Raw genomic sequence first — 18,280 nt, forward strand, 5'->3', positions numbered from 1 at the left:
TAATGCTTATTATTGTATAAACAGAAGTAGAGTTATAAATATTTAATAATCAATATATGAATTATATCCTATTTGACGATTCGTCCAGAAACAATCTTTTGCCTCTAACACTCGTTAGGCCGATTGCTGATATTCGAATAGGTATTTTAACCATCAGAGAGAAATGGGAGAAATATTTGGGAGAAAAAACATCAACCATAACAGAATCTTATTTGGCAAAGAAATTTCCTATTAAAGAAGGAAAACAAAATATACTTATCAATGGTTCAGTATGTCCAACTCCTGAAATGGTAAAGGCAGTTAAAAACCTGAAGATAAATGAGACCTTAAATACTGAAGATTATATTATTGCCATGAATGTAGGCGAAGATATTAGTGGTGAGCCTAATTTTGATGCTGAATACAGTCATGATTTTAATGAAGAGCATATCAAGTTAATGTATACTTATGATGTCTTTTCTAATAATGACAAGGCTATTCGTGATGATTTCATTCTTCTTACAAAAGGGAGGAAATCTGCGAAACTAAGCGATAGTAATAATGTAATTGGGCTGGAGAATATATTTGTAGAAGAAGGTGCCACTGTTGAATTTGCGACTCTAAATGCAAATACAGGGCCAATATATATCGGTAAGGATTCTGAGATCATGGAAAATAGCGTTATTCGTGGTCCTTTTGCATTATGTGAAAATGCAGTTGTGAAAATGGCAGCCAAAATATATGGAGCTACTACTGTTGGTCCCTATTCTAAAGTTGGGGGTGAATTAAATAATACTGTGATTTTTGCTCATAGTAATAAAGCGCATGATGGTTTTCTTGGAAACAGTGTAATCGCAGAATGGTGTAATTTGGGTAGTGATACTAATACCTCTAATCTTAAAAATACATACGAACCTGTAAGATTGTGGAATTACCCTCAGTCAAGCTTTGTGAGTACAGGATTAACTTTCTGTGGTTTAATAATGGGTGACCATTCTAAATGTGGTATCAATACCATGTTTAATACAGGAACTGTGGTTGGAGTGAATTGCAATATTTTTGGCTCTGGATTCCAAAGAAATTATATTCCTTCTTTTAGATGGGGTGGAACAGGAAGACAAAGCAATTATCAAATAGATAAAGCATTTGAAGTTGCGAAAATTGTTTATGGCCGAAGAGGTAAAGAATTTGACCAAATGGAGCAAGATTTATTACAATCGGTATTTGATTTAACTATTGGAAATAAGTCCTATTAAAATTTTGGATCATATAATATTGAAGCCCTTTTTTACAAAAGGGCTTTTTTTTGGTATGTTATTTGAAACACTTATGAATTCAATTAGTGATATTAAATAAATAATTGATATACAATGTTTTACGATGGGGCTGTTTGTGTTTTTTCCATGGTTTAATCAAATGTCTGTCAAATTGTCAATATATGAAAGAAAAAATGACAAATCTATTATACTTGTCCGACTTAATGGACCACGATGCAGAATATATTCCTCTTTTATCTAGCGAAGATGAGGATCTTATGAATAATGAAGATTTACCTGATGCCTTACCCGTTTTGTCTTTAAGAAATACGGTGCTATTTCCAGGTGTGGTCATTCCTATTACAGTAGGCAGAGATAAATCTATAAAGTTGATAAAAGAAGCCTATAATAATGGAAATAAAACCATAGCTGTAGCTTCTCAGAGAGATGTAGCGATAGAGGATCCTGAAATTGGAGATCTTTATAACGTTGGGACTACCGCTCTAATTCTTAAACTGTTGAATATGCCTGATGGTACTACCACAGCAATTATTCAGGGTAAGAGAAGGGTTGAGTTGAAAGAAGTGGTTCAAACAGAACCATACTTGGTTGCTCGAATAAAGAATAGAGCCGAAGTTTTGGCTGAGAAGAATGATAATTTTACAGCATTGCTCGACTCTTTAAAAGAGCTTTCTGTTCAAATTATTAAGCAATCACCCAATTTACCTTCTGATGCAGCCTTCGCTTTGAAGAATATTGAAAGTCCGAACTTCTTAGTGAACTTTATCTGTAGTAATTTGAATGCTGATGTTAACGACAAACAAAAATTGTTAGAGGTAGATTCTATTACTGAAAGAGCACAAGGCGTATTGAAAAATTTGCATAAGGAGTTGCAAATGTTGGAGCTTAAAAATCAAATTCAAAGCAAAGTAAAAAAGGATCTCGATAAACAGCAGCGTGATTATATGCTTAATCAACAATTGAGAACCATTCAAGAAGAATTAGGAGACGTTCCAAGTGAAACTGAAATAGAGGAGCTTAAAAAGAAAGCGAAGAGTAAAAAGTGGAATAAAGAAGTTAAGAAGACATTTGACGAGGAGTTGAAGAAATTAAGAAGGATGAATCCTCAAGCTGCTGAGTTTTCTATACAACTCAATTATCTCGATACACTTGTAAGTCTTCCTTGGGGAGAATATACCGAGGATAATCTAGATCTTAAAAATGCTCAAAAGGTTTTAGATGATGACCATTATGGCTTGGAGAAAGTAAAAGAGAGAATTATTGAGTATCTAGCAGTTATAAAGCTGAAAAAGGATTTGAAATCTCCTATTATATGTCTTTTAGGCCCTCCCGGTGTTGGGAAAACCTCACTAGGTAAGTCAGTTGCTAGAGCTTTAGGTAGAAAGTATATAAGAATGTCCCTGGGTGGTTTACGTGATGAATCTGAATTGCGTGGACATAGAAAAACCTATATCGGAGCTTTGCCAGGTAGAATTATTAAAAATTTAAAGAAAGCTAATTCCTCTAACCCCGTATTTGTTTTAGACGAAATAGATAAGGTGAGTGGGAATAATTATAGTGGCGATCCTCAAGCTGCTTTATTGGAAATATTAGACCCAGAGCAAAATACAGCCTTTCACGATAATTATTTAGAAGTAGATTATGATTTATCTAGAATCATGTTTATTGCAACAGCTAATAATATAAGTACCATTCATCCTGCCTTAAGAGATAGGATGGAAATTATCGATTTAAGCGGTTACTTGAAAGAAGAAAAAATAGAGATTGCCAAGCGTCATTTATTACCTAAACAATTAAGAGAACATGGTGTTAAGAAATCCCAACTTACTTTCTCTAAAGCCATATTGGAGCAGATAGTAGAGGATTATACTCGCGAAGCTGGTGTAAGAACTTTAGATAAAAATCTGGCTAAGATTATTCGTAATAGGGTAAAAGCTATTGTGATGGAGGAGGCCTATAATATAAAGGTGGATAAAGAGGATGTTGTAAATATTATGGGAACACCACGATTTCGTCGAGATAGAGATCTAAATAATGATATTGCTGGCGTAGTGACTGGATTAGCTTGGACAAGCGTTGGGGGAGAAATTCTGTTTATTGAAACCAGCCTCAGTAAAGGAAAAGGAAGTTTTAGCTTAACCGGAAACTTAGGTGATGTGATGAAGGAGTCAGCTACTATAGCTTTCCAATATATTAAATCACATGCAGCTGATTTTGGTATTGATGAGGATGTGTTTACTAAATATAATGTGCATATTCATATTCCGGAAGGAGCTACTCCTAAAGATGGCCCTTCAGCTGGTGTTACTATGTTAACTGCTTTAGTGAGCTTATTTACTCAAAGGAAAGTAAAATCTAAGATTGCTATGACTGGTGAGATTACACTTAGAGGTAAGGTTCTTCCAGTTGGAGGTATAAAAGAGAAAATTCTAGCGGCCAAAAATGCTAAGGTTACTGAGATTTTGCTTTCTAGCGAAAACAAGAAAGATATTGATGAAATCAATGAGAAATATATCAAAGGTTTAAGTTTTAAGTTCTTCGATAGTTTAGTAGATTTGGTTCAATATGCTTTAACAGAAACTAAAGTAGTAAACGCTATTAAGTTTGAAAAATAATCGTTTGAAAAAATGAATTTTAAAAGGAGTTTTCAATCATGAAAGCTCCTTTTTCTTTTGTATCAAAATAGGGGATTCTTAAACTATCACATTCCATTTTCCACTTGTGTACATTCCAATATTTATTGCTCCCATCCATAATAATGGTGTCAAAACTTAATTTATTGCTCAATTGGTGTAGGCTGATTTTAGGATTGTTTCTTAGATATAGATAATTCAAGTGTATTGCATTTTCTGGAATTTGAAGACTTTTATCCAGAATAAAAATAAGCCTCCCATCAAAATTAATACAAGAAGAAGAATAAATGCTATCAAAAGTTAGATATTCGGTATGATCTATTCTTCTATAGAGTTGACTCTCGTATAAATATCTCTCATAATTCTGGCTATTGAATAAAGAAGTATCCATAATCACTTGGCTCTTATTGCTTGTTGACCATTCTACTAAAGACGCCTTTGGAACGTGATAGATAATAAAAAATTCTTTTTCATAATCTTCCATCCTTAAATAGGCATTAGAAACCATTAAAATAATGGCAATAGAAAGGAATACAATCAAAATTTTAGCTTTTTTATACATGAGAGCTAGAATAAGAAAGAGGATAAGAAAATAGACTAATAAGGTATCCCAGAAAGTAAAATATAAGTTCCTACTCACTGCATAAGGCATCTGATTAATAAAACCAATAGAGCTGTTTAGAATAAATAATAGCCAATACAGGATTTTTTGTGAGAGAAGTCCCAGAATAGACTTTAAAAAGGGTAGGGCGTGAATGAAAATGGTTGCGAAACCACTTAGAAGTATGGCGAAACTAAGAGGAATAACAATGAGGTTGGTGAGTATGAAATAGTTTGGGAATTGGTGGAAATAGTAAATGGCGAGTGGAAAAGTTCCTATCTGAGCTGCTATGGATACAGCGATCAAGTCTTTTGTTTTGGTCAGAAATCCATTTTTAAAATAGTATAGTTTGGAAAGAGGGGGCTGAATAAACAATATGGCCAATACTGCTAAATAAGACAATTGAAATCCAATTTGGAAGATTAGAAATGGATCATTAATCAATAGAACCACTGCTGAGGCTGCTAAACTATTATAAGTGCTAGTTTTTCTATTTATTAAACTACCGATTATAATAAATGAAAACATGGTGGTTGATCTGAATACTGAAGGAGAAAGTCCGGTAATTAATGCATAAAGCCAAATGAGAGTAATGATGAGGAGTGAGTTGAGATAGGAACCATATTTTGTTTTTCTTAATGGAGCAAATAATACGTTAAAAATCATAAAAATAATTCCGACATGTAAGCCACTAACACAAAGTATGTGCATAGCGCCTGAACCTGCATACTTTTGTCTTAAATCGGGATCTAAATATTCGTCATAGCCTAATAATAGAGCAGAAGCTACTCCGAATTCAGAATCTCCCAGTTCCATATTTTCAAGAAGCTTTAATAAATGATTTCTAGTATTTAAACTCCATAGTTTAATCAAGTTTGGAGACTGATGATTAGTCGTAATCCAATCTGTTTTAGTTAAAAATACATGATGGTGAATGTTTTGCTTTTTGAGGTAAGAAGTAAAGTCAAACTCATTAGGGTTTCCAAGATTTCTAATGGCTTGTAATTTATCTGCTGCGATGAGTATTTCATCTCCATAATCCATTTTGATAAAATTGACTTTCTCAAAATAAATCAAGATTTTGCCCTGTAACTTAATAGCATTGGTATCATTTTCTTGAAATCCACCAATTACTAGTCCGGTGGCTTTAAATGATTTTCTTTTTTCGGTGAGCGGACTATTTATCCTAATGATTAAATGACTAACACTGTCATGATTGGAATAATGTAGATGATTGTATTTTTCTGTTTTTACTTCTGTGAGCTGATTTCCAATCAATAGAAAAAGTAAGCTTATAACGATTCCTCCAATAATTCTTATGGAGAATTTCCTTAAAGATAATGGTCGGAATGCCCAGAATAGGAGGATGGTAGTTAGAATAAAAAGGCTCCAAAATGGCAATATAATATTGGGATAATAAAAAGCCAAAAGGATGCCAATTATTAAAGGTAGGAGTATTCTTAGAAGAGGATAATCATTCCAAAATTTCATGATGCGCTTAAAATTTTTGGATTATCCGGTGGGTAGATAATCCGTTATTTATAAGTATGGTACTGCTCGGCCTGAAATAGCATCTCTCTTATAATAGGTAATGATAGTTCTGGGTTTACAGTATCAAGTCTTTCTGGATGCCATTGCACAGCTATCATAAATCCTTTGTCTTTTGGATTCCTCCACTCTACAGATTCTATAATACCGTCTCTTGCAATAGAGCTGATTTTTAAGTCATCAGCTAGTTGGTCTATGGCTTGGTGGTGGTTGCTATTTACTTTGCCCTCGCTCTGTGAGCTTAATTTACTCAATAAGCTTCCTTTTGTCAGTTGAATTTGGTGAAAACAGTTTTCCCAGTCAACTAGTCTGTGTTTTATAACAGTATCGTGGTCGGTGGGAATATCTATAATCAGACTTCCTCCGAGGCTTACATTTAGAATTTGTTGACCTCTGCAAATTCCCACTAAAGGCATTTTTAATGCCATAGCTTTTCTAATCAATTCAATTTCTAAGGTGTCTCTATATCTATCAAACGCGCCACAGTTTGCTGTATCGGCTAACTTACCATACCAACCAGGATATACATCTGCTCCACCAGAAATAATTAAACCATCACAATAATCTAATACTTGAAGTGCTGAATCCAGACCCAGCTCATACATATTGATGATTTTAACCTTGGAATCGGCTTTATGCACCCATTGTGGATAATTACCATACCATTTGTCAGGTTTTGCTTTTGATATAGCAATAGTAAGTTCTCGTTCATTATTTTGACAAGCATTTAATACAAATGCAATAAATAATAATAAAGACAGCTGAAATACTGATTTTCTAGTCATTTCTTTAATTTGTTCCTGTAAAGATAGAAAGAAAAACAATGAGGAAACTACAAACTCAATAAATCCCTATGAATTAGTTTTATGAGCTAAGGGAGTTTGTTAAAAGTGCAATGAACCATTCTGGCGCTCGCATCGGTCTTCCTTTTTCTTTGCTCAAGAAAATCAATTCATTATAACCTTCGTTAATGAGTTCGTTTTCCTCGTTATATATGGAGTATTCAAACCGGATTCTAGCTTTAGGGATTTCGGGTATGCGAGTTATAATAGTTAATACGTTGTCGTAGAAAGCGGGCTTATAGAAACGACTATATTGGTTAATGAGCGGCATGACAATCCCATCATCTTCCATTTGTTTATAGGTATGACCCAATTGACGAAAAGATTCTGCACGACCCACTTCGTAAAATGTGGCATAATTTCCATTATAAACAAATCCTGATTGATCGCAATCTACATATCTTACCCTTACTTGAGTTGAAAATTCTAATTTCATATTTTGTGTTTTTGCGTTTACTGATGTTTTATGCTCTTCATTTCGGGGGCAAAATTAATCAGAAAATTTAATCTTAAAGGATAGCTTGATATAAATAGTATATAAATAAGGAAGAAAACAGATTTGGAGAATCAGTGAAGACAATAGCTAAGTATAGTTGAAAGAATTCTATTTTATTATAAGAAAACAATAAAGAGAAGGGAAATATGTTTTAATTTTGAGCAGATTTTATAATTGAATAATAAATGCAAAATTCAGATCTCCATCTTCATATCATTTCTTTTGATATTCCTTATCCTGCAGATTATGGTGGAGTGATTGATGTTTTCTATAAGATTAAGTCTTTGCACGAATTGGGACTTAAAATCCATTTACATGCCTATGAATATGGTAGGAAACATAGTGAAGAATTGAATAAGTTTTGTGAAACGGTTTCTTATTATCAGAGGCAAAATGTATTGATTCAATTGTTTAAGAGTAAGCCATATATTGTTGCTTCTAGAGAGTCTGAAGATTTGATAAAGGCATTACAACAAGATGATTATCCTATTTTATTTGAAGGTTTACATACCTGCGGAATTTTGTCTGATATTAGACTAAGTTCCCGATTGAAATTGGTTAGAACTCATAATGTAGAGCATCAATATTACCATCACCTTTCATTGGCCTCCAAGCAATTTCTACAAAAGTTTTATTATCAGCAAGAAGCAAAGAAGCTCGAGAAATTTGAATCTCAATTAACCCATGCAGATGTAATTTTGCCTATTTCCCAGAGTGATGAACAATATTTCTCAAGTAGGTTCTCCAATGTGAGTTTTGTGCCTGCTTTTCATCCTGGTTTTGGAATTACAAGTTTAGTTGGTAAAGGGAGTTATTTGGTTTATCATGGGAATTTATCAGTAGAAGAAAATGAGAAAGCTGCTACTTTTTTAATTGATGAGGTTTTTTCAAAAGTAAAATACCCTTGTGTAATAACAGGTAAAAATCCTAGTTTAGAGCTTGAGAATAAAGCGGCCCATTATAAAAATATAAAAATTATAGCGAACCCCGCTACTGAGGAAATGGATAGATTGATAAAGGAAGCACAAATCAATATTTTACCTACTTTTCAAGATACAGGAATCAAATTAAAGCTATTGAAATCAATATCTGAAGGGCGATTTTGTATTGCTAACACTTTGATGGTAAAGAATACTGGTTTGGAAGATTTATGTTTTGTAGAAGATGAACCTTTATCAATGGTTTCATTAGTAAAATCATTAATGCGTACTGATTTTAAGCCCAGTCATGTGGATGAACGTAAGTTAGTATGGGATAAATTGTTCTCTAATGGTGGAAGTGCACAATTGATTATTGACACAATTAACAAAAAATAGTCAATATTTCCTTGTACATTGAAATTGGTTTGCTTATATTTGTTTTGAGCAATTTATTAAAAAAAACCAATCATTATGTACCTCATCTCTACATTCGTCGTATTCTCATGTATCCTTGTTTTTCTTTTTAGAAATTATTTAAAAGTATTCCTCTATGGAATCATTTATGGTCAATATCATATTAATTATTTGAGTCTATTCGATAAGGATAATAGTTATTATGAAGGGAATTATTATTCAAAATCTGATTTATATAATCAAGTATCTTTAATCAGAAATTCTTTAAATAAACGTGAAAAGGAATTAACAGATAAGCCTTTGTTTTTTCAAAATATCGAATTTGGAATTGGAACGAAAAAGTTAATTTCAATACTAGGCAAACCCGTTTCCCATGAAGTGTTGGATATTAATAATGAAAAAGTGGTCAGCCTTGAATTTTATATTCAACCTAATAATGTAGTGGATAGATATGTATTTTACTTTATGAATGATTCCTATTATTTCGGAGAATTTATTTTTAATAAAGTTACAGAATCATTTTCTAATCAAGTTTTGGATAAAATTAAGGCCCTTTATGAGTGTGGCACATTAATCGATAACGAAATGATGATTTATAATTCCAATGGAAATAACTTACTGTATAAGGACTTTGGGTTTAGAATAACGGTCAGTTATTTTAACCAAGACCATCTTGCCATTAGAGAATTATTAGAAGCACAACAGGAATTCAGAACCAAAATGAAATCCTCTTATGTATATAATTTAGATATACAGCAATTAAGCTTCTAATAATTAAGATGGATTTTGTGTTCGGTTTTTTTTATTTCACTAATGTTCAATCCAACTAGGGCTAAGGTTAGATTAATCTGTTCTTCCCTTTTGGAAAAACTCTTCTCCAATAGCATCGTTTAGGTGTAATTACCAATTTTTTATGAAAACAATCTAAAATATATTATGCATGCATAGTAAAATTTGCTATTTTTGAGTTCTTAAAAAAAGTTTCTTAGTACTCATTTGTTTTTACTAACTTAGAGGCTGTATTTTAAAGCGCAATATATCAAGTGATTATAAATTGAGTTGCTGGTTATGTATTTTGCTATTAGCGCTAGTATTCAAAGGACTTTTCATAGAAACAAAATAAAAACCAAGATAAGTGTATCGAATAAAATCCAAAATAAACACCCAGTCTGATTCTTTTCAGAACAATAAAAAGCAATTCGAAGGATTACTAAACGAATATCGTGATAAGTTAAAAATGGTTCAAGATGGATCTAGTGCTAAAGCGATTGAGAAGCACAAGTCGAGGGGGAAACTTCTGGCTCGTGAACGCATTAATTTACTTGTGGATACCAATACACCTTTTCTAGAGCTTTCTACATTAGCAGCTTATGGTAGTTATGATAACCAGTTTCCTTCTGCAGGAATCATCACTGGGATCGGAGTAATTCAAGGCAAAGATTGTATCATTATAGCCAACGATGCCACAGTAAAGGGAGGAACCTACATTAAAGAGACTATCAGAAAGCATATTAGAGCACAAGAAATAGCCATGGAAAACCATTTGGCCTGCATTTATATGGTAGATAGCGGTGGTGTTTTTTTACCTGAGCAAGCCAAAGTATTTCCCGATCGCTTTGATTTCGGAAGGTTCTTTTATAATCAAGCTCGAATGTCGGCTGCTGGGATTCCTCAAATATCTATCGTCATGGGTTCATGTACCGCTGGAGGAGCTTATGTTCCTGCTATGAGCGATGAAACCATCATTGTTAAGGAGCAAGGTACCATATTTATTGGTGGACCACCATTAGTAAAAGCAGCAACTGGAGAAGAAGTGAGTGCAGAAGAACTGGGAGGAGCGGATGTTCATACCAGCATTTCAGGTACTGCAGATCATTTTGCGGAAGATGATCGACATGCCATTTCCATTTGTAGAAATATATTTGAGAGTATTGAATATCACGACAAACAAAACCTAGAAACCAAAGAAATAGAGGAACCTTTTTACGATCCTCAAGAGTTATACGGATTAGCTCCCGTTGATTTAAAGAAACCCATAGATGTACGAGAAATTATAGCAAGAATAGTTGATGGGAGTCGTTTTCAGGAATTTAAAGAGCGTTATGCTCCTACTATTGTAACTGGTTTTGCGAAAATCATGGGCTATCCCGTTGGAATTATTGGTAATAATGGAGTTCTATTTTCAGAAACGGCTTTAAAAGGAGCCCATTTTGTAGAGCTATGTACAGCCAGAAAGATTCCTATTATTTTCCTTCAAAATATTACAGGTTTTATAGTGGGCAAAGAATACGAGAGAAAAGGGATTGCAAGAGATGGAGCTAAATTTGTTCATGCTGTAGCCAATGCCAATGTGCCTAAATTTACGGTAGTATTCGGTGGCTCATTTGGTGCTGGAAATTATGCTATGGCTGGCAGAGCTTATGACCCAAGACTATTATTGATGTGGCCCAATAGCAAGATTTCTGTTATGGGAGGAGAGCAAGCTTCTGATGTATTGATTCAAGTAAAAATGGATCAACTAAAAGCTCGAGGACAAGAAATGGCCCAAGAAGATATTGATCAACTAAAGAAATCTATTCTGGAAAAATACGAATATGAAGGTTCTGCTTATTATTCCACATCACGCCTTTGGGATGATGGAATTATAGATCCAGTAGATACTCGAAAAGTTTTAGCATTGGGGATAGCTATGACTTTAAATAAGAAATGGGAAGATACCAAAAATGGAATTTTCAGAATGTAGAGATTTATATTTTTTATTAAAAACAATCTAAATACCTAAAATAAAAACCTTTAACTATGGCAATTAAAATTAAAACATTAAGTGGCTATTTTCATGAATACCAAAAGAGCGCAGTAAATCCAGAAGATTTCTGGGGACAACAGGCAGAAGCTTTTTATTGGCGGAAGAAATATGAATGTGTTTTAGATTGGAACTTCACAGAACCAAGAATTGATTGGTTTAAAGGAGGAAGATTGAATCTTACTGAAAATATTTTTGAGCGTCAGATGTTTTTTAAGAAAGATCAGGCTGCCATTATCTGGGAGCCAAATGACCCTTCTGAGGAGGGTATTACTATAACTTATTCTGAACTTTTTGATAAAGTGAAACAATTTGCCAATGTGCTCCTTGAAAAGGGAGTAACAAAAGGTGACCGGGTGGCTTTGTATATGCCCATGATTCCCGAATTGGCCATTGCCATGTTGGCTTGTGCTAGAATTGGAGCCGTACATTCTATTGTATTTGCAGGATTTTCAAGTAATGCATTAGCTGATAGAATAATTGATGCTCAAGCAAAAGTGGTTATTGCTTCTGATGGAGGATTCCGTGGCACCAAAACCATTCCAATAAAGAAAATTGTAGATGAGGCAGTAGAAAGATGTGATTCAGTAGAAACGGTCATCATTAAAAAGAGAACTGGTGAAGAGGTAAATATGTTAGCAGGTCGCGATTATTGGTGGGATGAACTTACTGAAGGTGTGTCTTGTGATAATGATGCTGAAATATTAGATGCTGAGGATCCTCTTTTCATCCTCTATACATCTGGTTCTACCGGCCAACCAAAAGGCTTAGTTCATACCACTGGTGGCTATATGGTTTATACTTCCTATACCTTCCGCAATGTATTTCAATATGGGGAAGGTGATGTATATTTCTGCTCTGCTGATATTGGCTGGATTACTGGCCATTCTTATATTGTTTATGGCCCATTATTAAGTGGAGCCACAACATTAATGTTCGAAGGAATTCCTACTTTTCCTGATGCAGGAAGATATTGGGATATTGTAGAAAAGTATCAAGTGAATCAGTTCTATACAGCACCAACTGCTATTCGTGCTTTAATGGCAGAAGGAAATGAGTTTGTCGAGAATAAAGAAATGAAAAGCCTAAAGGTTCTAGGTACAGTAGGAGAACCCATTAATGAAGAAGCTTGGCACTGGTATCATGATCATGTGGGTAAAGATCGTTGTCCCATTGTGGATACTTGGTGGCAAACGGAAACGGGTGGGATTTTAATCAGCCCTATAGCTGGCGTTACGCCCACTAAACCTTCTTATGCCACATTACCACTTCCTGGTGTTCAACCTGTCATAGTGGATCCCGATGGAAAAGAGTTAAAAGGAAACAGTGTTCAAGGTAATCTTTGTATCAAATTTCCATGGCCGGGAATGGCAAGAACTATTTATGGTGATCATGAACGTTTCCAACAAACTTACTTTTCAACCTATCCTGGCTACTATTTCACTGGAGATGGTGTAAAACGAGATGAGGATGGTTATTATAGGATACTAGGTAGAGTTGATGATGTCATCAATGTTTCAGGTCATAGAATGGGAACAGCCGAAGTAGAAAATGCGATTAACGAGCATCCTCGAGTAGTGGAATCTGCTGTTGTTGGTTTTCCTCACGATATCAAAGGACAAGGGATTTATGCCTTTGTAGTTTGTACCGATATGGATGAAACCACCAGCGAGGAGGGGATTATAAAGAGTATTAAAATTGGAGTTAATAATATTATTGGTCCAATTGCTCGTCCTGATAAAATTTTAATAGTAAGTGGATTGCCAAAAACACGCTCTGGTAAAATTATGAGAAGAATCCTCAGGAAAATAGCTTCCAACGATACTTCAAGCTTTGGAGATACTAGTACTTTATTGGATCCTGGTGTTGTCGAGGAGATTATGGAAAAAGCTAAGAAATAATATATCACGCAAAGATACAAAGACGCAAAGGAGAATATTTATTTTCTTAGTGCCTTTGAGTCTTGGTGGCAAATCAAATAAAAAATGAAAGTATATAAAACCATAGAATTAGAAATAAACAACGAAGTAGGCACCGTTTGGCTTAATCGTCCAGAAATACACAATGCTTTCAATGAAGTCATGATAGCGGAGTTGATAGAGATGTTCGAAGAAATCAATGATAATGAAGGAATCAGAGTAGTGGTTTTAAGAGGTAGAGGAAAGTCATTCTGTGCTGGAGCAGATTTGAACTGGATGCGTGATGTGGCAAAATATTCCTATGAAGATAATTATAAAGAAAGTCTCAATCTTTCACTCTGTTTTTATAATATCTATACCTGTGCTAAGCCTACCATCGCTATTGTTCATGGAGCAGCTATTGGCGGTGCCAATGGATTATTAGCAGCTTGTGATTTTGCTTATGCAGAGGAGAATACCACTTTTTCTTTAAGTGAAGTAAAGATTGGCATTGTGCCGGCTTGTATTTCTCCATATGTGACCAAAAGAGTAGGAGAGTATGGTTCCAAAGAATTAATGCTAACAGGCAAAAGATTTAAAGGCGCCGAAGCAGCCCATCATCGTTTGGTGAATAAATCATTATCCTCAAGCAATTTAGACCTTCATCTAGAGGAACTCATAGGATTGTTAAAGACCAGTGGCCCTAAAGCCATGACCCAATGTAAGAACCTTCTCTACGATATTTCCAATAAGCTGAGTCTTCAAGAAGCCATTGATTATACCGCCAAGATGATAGCCGAAATCAGAGCCAGCTCAGAAGGTCAAGAAGGCATGGCAGCATTTCTGGAAAAGAGAAAGCCAAATTGGGTGGCCACCAGTCCTGAAAAATAATAAATTACTGCTTGCGTTGATTTGTAATCGACGCGTTCTAATAATAGAGGAATAATGAAGAAATTCAATAAAATATTAATTGCCAATAGAGGTGAAATTGCAGTAAGAATTATTAAGGCTGCTCAGAAAATGGGAATCACCAGTATGGCTGTCTATTCACAGGCTGATAAGGATAGCTTACATATTCGTAAAGCTGATGAAGCCTTTTGTATAGGTGAAGAATCACTGTCTGAAACCTATTTGAATGTTGGAAAAATAATGGAGATTGCTCTGAAACATGGGGCTGATGCCATTCATCCAGGTTATGGTTTTTTGGCGGAAAATCCTGAATTGGTGGCAGCTTGTGAAAAGAACGATATTGTTTTTATTGGACCGTCGAGTCGAGCCATTCAGTTAATGGGAAATAAAATAGAGGCACGAGCTTTTGTGGATAGCCTTAAAATCCCCATGACCAAAGGTGTGACGGGTAGCCCTGAAGAACTTCTGAGTCTGGCAAAAAACATAGAACTGCCTATCCTTGTAAAAGCCGCAGCTGGTGGAGGAGGGAAAGGAATGAGAATTGTGCGTGATTGGAATGATTTGGAATCCGTAATTGAGTCCACAAGCCGTGAAGCCTTAGCTTATTTTGGTGATGCTGAAGTTTATGTGGAGAAGTTCATTGAGAATCCTCGTCATATAGAGATTCAGCTTTTAGGTGACCAATTTGGAAATGTGATTCATTTATATGAACGTGAATGTAGCATTCAACGTCGTTACCAGAAAATAATTGAGGAATCTCCATCTCCCACTTTAGATCAAGCCACAAGAGAAAAGATGGGGAAAGCAGCAGTAGATATTGCCAAAGCCATTAATTATACCAGTGCTGGAACTATCGAGTTTTTAGTGGATTCCGATTTAAACTACTATTTCTTGGAGATGAATACTAGAATTCAAGTGGAACATCCTGTTACGGAAATGGTGACTGGCGTAGACTTGGTTCAAGAGCAAATTAGGATAGCACAAGGAGAAGAATTAAGCTGGAAGCAAGAAGATATTAAGCAAAATGGTCATGCCATTGAAGCACGAGTTTATGCGGAAGAACCTGAGAATGATTTTCGTCCAGCACCAGGTTTCGTAAGTTATTATAAAGAACCCAAAGGAGTTCATATTAGAGTGGATTCAGCTATTGATCAAGCCGTAGAGATAAAAAGCTTTTTCGACCCCATGATAAGCAAGTTGGTCGTGTGGGAAGAGAACAGGTCCAAAGCGATCACGAAAATGATGGCTAGTTTAGAGGAATTCGTCATTTTGGGCTTGTCGACTAATATTCCTTTTATGCTGGCTTTAATGAAAGAAGAAGATTATATACTGAATTATATCTCTACTAAATATTGCGATACTCATGCTTCTCAAATACTAAAAAGTGCTGAAGCTTATCATCTTAATATGGATAGGAATATCCTTGGAGCAGCTTATGCCTCTATAAAAATAGCCTCCTCTAATTCACCTCATAATATTTGGGAAAAAATAGCTTATTGGAGATTACAAATGGATTTTCAATGGAAATTAGGAGAAGAATTCCTTTCTTATCAATTGATGGAAGTAAAACCTTCAAGTTTCAGATTAAAAAATGGACAAGATATTCTTCCAGTTGAAATTTTAAGTGTAAAGAATAATTGTATTGATTTAAGTATTGATAACAAAGAAGAACGAGTTTACTTCGTGAAGAAAGATGAAGCCCATATTCTTTTTAATTGGAAAGGACAAGTATTTAAATTAGAAGATTTAGAGGTCTTAGTTCAAGAAGATTTTTACGAATCTAGTCATGAGGCTGAAACTAGCGATATTTTAAAATCTCCAATGCCTGGTAAGGTGATCAAAGTATTGGTGGAAGAAGGGGGAGAGGTTAAAAAAGGTCAAACTTTATTGATAGTGGAAGCCATGAAAATGGAAAATAATATCTTAGCCAGTCGTGATGGAAAAATAGAAGAAATTCTAGTTCAAGAAGGAGAAATGGTGGATAATACTAAAATATTATTACGTTTGGAGGAGGCTGAATAAATCATCAATTCTATCACAAAAATCAATTTTTAATCAAATAAAACATCATATATGAATTTCGAATTAACAGAAGAACAAGAGTTGATTAGACAAACGGTAAGGGATTTTGCTGAAAGAGAAATCAAACCTATTGCTCAAGAGTTGGACGAGAAAGAAGAGTTTTCAGAGGATTTAACTCGAAAAATGGGTGAGCTTGGCCTTTTTGGTATGTATCTTCCAGAAAAATATGGCGGACAAGAATTGGATACCTTATCCTATATTATCGCAGTTGAGGAATTAGCCAGAGTTGATGGCTCTCAAGCAGCCACTTTAGCGGCTCATAATTCTTTGGGAATTGGACCACTCTATTATTACGGAACAGAAGAGCAGAAATTAAAATACTTGCCCAAATTATGTACTGGTGAAGGGCTTTGGGCTTTTGGTCTTACTGAGCCCGATGCCGGTTCTGATAGTCGAGGTTCTAAAACCACTGCAAAACTAGAGGAGGGAAAATGGAGAATAAATGGTTCTAAGATATTCATCACCAATGGTGCCTCCGATTTGTCATTAGGAGCAACTGTACAGGCCGTAACAAAGGTTCTTCCTGATGGTAAAAAAGAATTCACCACCGTAATTGTAGAAAAAGATACTCCTGGTTTTAAAAGAGTAGCCATGCATGGAAAAATGATGTGGCGTTCTTCAGATACTTCAGAATTATATTTCGATGATTGTATAGTACCAGAAGAAAATCTACTAGGAGATATTGGACAAGGAAGTAAGATTATGCTTTCGACTCTAGATAATGGAAGACTTTCCATTGCTGCTATGGGTTTAGGGTTGGCACAAGGAGCTTATGAAATGGCTTTGCAGTATTCTAAAGAACGTAATCAGTTTGGAAAACCAATTTCTAAATTTCAGGCCATTGCTTTTAAGTTGGCCGATATGGCCATGCAAATTGAATTAGCCAGAAATCTCCTATACAAAGCATGCTGGTTAAAAGACAATAAAAAACCATTTGCCAAAGAAGCAGCCATGTCGAAATTATACTGTAGTGAGATTGCAAAATCAGTAGCTGATGAAGCAGTGCAAATTCATGGTGGTTATGGCTTAATGAAAGATTATCCAATAGAAAGATTTTATCGTGACCAACGATTATTACAGATAGGAGAGGGCACTTCTGAGATTCAAAGAATGGTAATATCAAGATATATTGGTTGTTAAAACGAAAAACAAAAACCTAAAATATGAATAAAGTAGTAAAAGATGCTAAGGAGGCTTTGCAAGGAATGCAAGACGGACAAACCCTAATGTTGGGTGGTTTTGGTCTTTGTGGGATTCCGGAAAATACCATCAAGGCCTTAGTGGAATCTGAGTTCAAAGATTTAACCTGTATTTCTAATAATGCTGGTGTCGATAATTTTGGCTTAGGTGCATTATTAAGAAAACACCAAATTAAAAAGATGATATCTTCTTATGTAGGTGAAAATAAAGAGTTTGAACGTCAGATGCTTTCTGGTGAGCTAGAGGTGGACTTGGTTCCACAAGGGACTTTAGCAGAGCGTATTAGAGCAGGTGGAGCCGGTATTCCAGCTTTTTACGTTCCGGCAGGTTATGGAACTGAAGTTGGTGAAGGTAAAGAATCAAGAGAATTCAATGGAAAAATGCATCTTTTAGAACATGCATTAACTGCGGATTTTGCAGTAGTAAAGGCTTGGAAAGGGGATACCATGGGAAATCTTATTTACCGAGAAACAGCTAATAACTTTAATCAGCCCATGGCCATGGCCGGTAAAATCACCATTGCAGAAGTGGAAGAACTGGTTTCTGCCGGTGAGTTGGACCCCAATCAGATTCACACACCAGGTGTCTTTGTTCAAAGAATATTTCAAGGTGTAGATTATGAAAAGCGAATTGAATTTGAAACAGTTCGTGATTAGATTAATTAACCACTAAGACACA

General features: G+C 35.1%; 13 protein-coding genes. 10 read left to right on the plus strand and 3 right to left on the minus strand.

The genetic code is table 11. The features are described 5' to 3' along the window. Positions 1-56: 56 nt before the first annotated feature. Together HNS38_RS01880 and lon are read left to right on the plus strand one after the other, a co-directional pair. Positions 57-1,235, plus strand: coding sequence for a GlmU family protein (locus tag HNS38_RS01880; protein WP_172278439.1), 1,179 nt, complete (start codon positions 57-59; stop codon positions 1,233-1,235). A 182-nt stretch (positions 1,236-1,417) separates the two neighbouring features. Beyond that, on the plus strand, positions 1,418-3,871 hold the full coding sequence (lon, locus tag HNS38_RS01885; RefSeq protein WP_172278441.1) for an endopeptidase La: 2,454 nt from the start codon (positions 1,418-1,420) through the stop codon (positions 3,869-3,871). Between the two features lie 19 nt (positions 3,872-3,890). Here the strand turns inward: lon and HNS38_RS01890 are convergent, their stop codons facing one another. From HNS38_RS01890 to HNS38_RS01900, 3 genes are all read right to left on the minus strand, one after another. Continuing rightward, complete coding sequence (locus HNS38_RS01890; RefSeq protein WP_172345877.1) at positions 3,891-5,981, minus strand: ComEC/Rec2 family competence protein; 2,091 nt, start codon at positions 5,979-5,981, stop codon at positions 3,891-3,893. A 44-nt stretch (positions 5,982-6,025) separates the two neighbouring features. Next, the gene (locus HNS38_RS01895) at positions 6,026-6,823 is read right to left on the minus strand and encodes a gamma-glutamyl-gamma-aminobutyrate hydrolase family protein (RefSeq protein ID WP_172345878.1); all 798 of its coding nucleotides are present in this window, start codon (positions 6,821-6,823) and stop codon (positions 6,026-6,028) included. Positions 6,824-6,902: 79 nt separating this feature from the next. After that, complete coding sequence (locus HNS38_RS01900) at positions 6,903-7,316, minus strand: thioesterase family protein (protein WP_172345879.1); 414 nt, start codon at positions 7,314-7,316, stop codon at positions 6,903-6,905. 245 nt (positions 7,317-7,561) lie between these two features. On the opposite strand from HNS38_RS01900, the gene HNS38_RS01905 reads away from it, so the two are divergent. From HNS38_RS01905 to HNS38_RS01940, 8 genes are all read left to right on the plus strand, one after another. Further along, complete coding sequence (locus HNS38_RS01905) at positions 7,562-8,692, plus strand: glycosyltransferase (RefSeq protein ID WP_172278449.1); 1,131 nt, start codon at positions 7,562-7,564, stop codon at positions 8,690-8,692. A 75-nt stretch (positions 8,693-8,767) separates the two neighbouring features. After that, positions 8,768-9,481 (plus strand): hypothetical protein, encoded by a 714-nt coding sequence (locus HNS38_RS01910; RefSeq protein ID WP_172278451.1) that lies wholly within the window; start codon positions 8,768-8,770, stop codon positions 9,479-9,481. 364 nt (positions 9,482-9,845) lie between these two features. Then, a complete protein-coding gene (locus HNS38_RS01915; RefSeq protein ID WP_172345880.1) occupies positions 9,846-11,453 on the plus strand; it encodes a carboxyl transferase domain-containing protein in 1,608 nt (535 codons plus the stop codon). A gap of 56 nt (positions 11,454-11,509) precedes the next feature. Then, positions 11,510-13,414, plus strand: a complete 1,905-nt coding sequence (gene acs / locus HNS38_RS01920) for an acetate--CoA ligase (RefSeq protein WP_172278455.1) — start codon at positions 11,510-11,512, stop codon at positions 13,412-13,414. A gap of 84 nt (positions 13,415-13,498) precedes the next feature. Further along, a complete protein-coding gene (locus HNS38_RS01925; RefSeq protein ID WP_172278457.1) occupies positions 13,499-14,302 on the plus strand; it encodes an enoyl-CoA hydratase-related protein in 804 nt (267 codons plus the stop codon). Positions 14,303-14,356: 54 nt separating this feature from the next. Next, the gene (locus HNS38_RS01930; protein ID WP_172345881.1) at positions 14,357-16,342 is read left to right on the plus strand and encodes an acetyl-CoA carboxylase biotin carboxylase subunit; all 1,986 of its coding nucleotides are present in this window, start codon (positions 14,357-14,359) and stop codon (positions 16,340-16,342) included. Between the two features lie 51 nt (positions 16,343-16,393). Beyond that, positions 16,394-17,542, plus strand: coding sequence for an acyl-CoA dehydrogenase family protein (locus HNS38_RS01935; RefSeq protein WP_172278461.1), 1,149 nt, complete (start codon positions 16,394-16,396; stop codon positions 17,540-17,542). Positions 17,543-17,565: 23 nt separating this feature from the next. After that, positions 17,566-18,258, plus strand: a complete 693-nt coding sequence (locus tag HNS38_RS01940; RefSeq protein ID WP_172278463.1) for a CoA transferase subunit A — start codon at positions 17,566-17,568, stop codon at positions 18,256-18,258. Positions 18,259-18,280 lie beyond the last annotated feature (22 nt).

The organism is Lentimicrobium sp. L6 (assembly GCF_013166655.1).
In the GTDB taxonomy this organism is placed as follows: domain Bacteria; phylum Bacteroidota; class Bacteroidia; order Bacteroidales; family UBA12170; genus UBA12170.

Coding starts and splice junctions, on each gene's coding strand:
- HNS38_RS01940 (WP_172278463.1), top strand. CDS start 17,566: ATGAATAAAGTAGTAAAAGATGCTAAGGAGGCTTTGCAAGGAATGCAA.
- HNS38_RS01930 (WP_172345881.1), top strand. CDS start 14,357: ATGAAGAAATTCAATAAAATATTAATTGCCAATAGAGGTGAAATTGCA.
- HNS38_RS01905 (WP_172278449.1), top strand. CDS start 7,562: ATGCAAAATTCAGATCTCCATCTTCATATCATTTCTTTTGATATTCCT.
- acs (WP_172278455.1), top strand. CDS start 11,510: ATGGCAATTAAAATTAAAACATTAAGTGGCTATTTTCATGAATACCAA.
- HNS38_RS01910 (WP_172278451.1), top strand. CDS start 8,768: ATGTACCTCATCTCTACATTCGTCGTATTCTCATGTATCCTTGTTTTT.
- lon (WP_172278441.1), top strand. CDS start 1,418: ATGAAAGAAAAAATGACAAATCTATTATACTTGTCCGACTTAATGGAC.
- HNS38_RS01935 (WP_172278461.1), top strand. CDS start 16,394: ATGAATTTCGAATTAACAGAAGAACAAGAGTTGATTAGACAAACGGTA.
- HNS38_RS01880 (WP_172278439.1), top strand. CDS start 57: ATGAATTATATCCTATTTGACGATTCGTCCAGAAACAATCTTTTGCCT.
- HNS38_RS01895 (WP_172345878.1), bottom strand. CDS start 6,823: ATGACTAGAAAATCAGTATTTCAGCTGTCTTTATTATTATTTATTGCA.
- HNS38_RS01900 (WP_172345879.1), bottom strand. CDS start 7,316: ATGAAATTAGAATTTTCAACTCAAGTAAGGGTAAGATATGTAGATTGC.
- HNS38_RS01925 (WP_172278457.1), top strand. CDS start 13,499: ATGAAAGTATATAAAACCATAGAATTAGAAATAAACAACGAAGTAGGC.
- HNS38_RS01890 (WP_172345877.1), bottom strand. CDS start 5,981: ATGAAATTTTGGAATGATTATCCTCTTCTAAGAATACTCCTACCTTTA.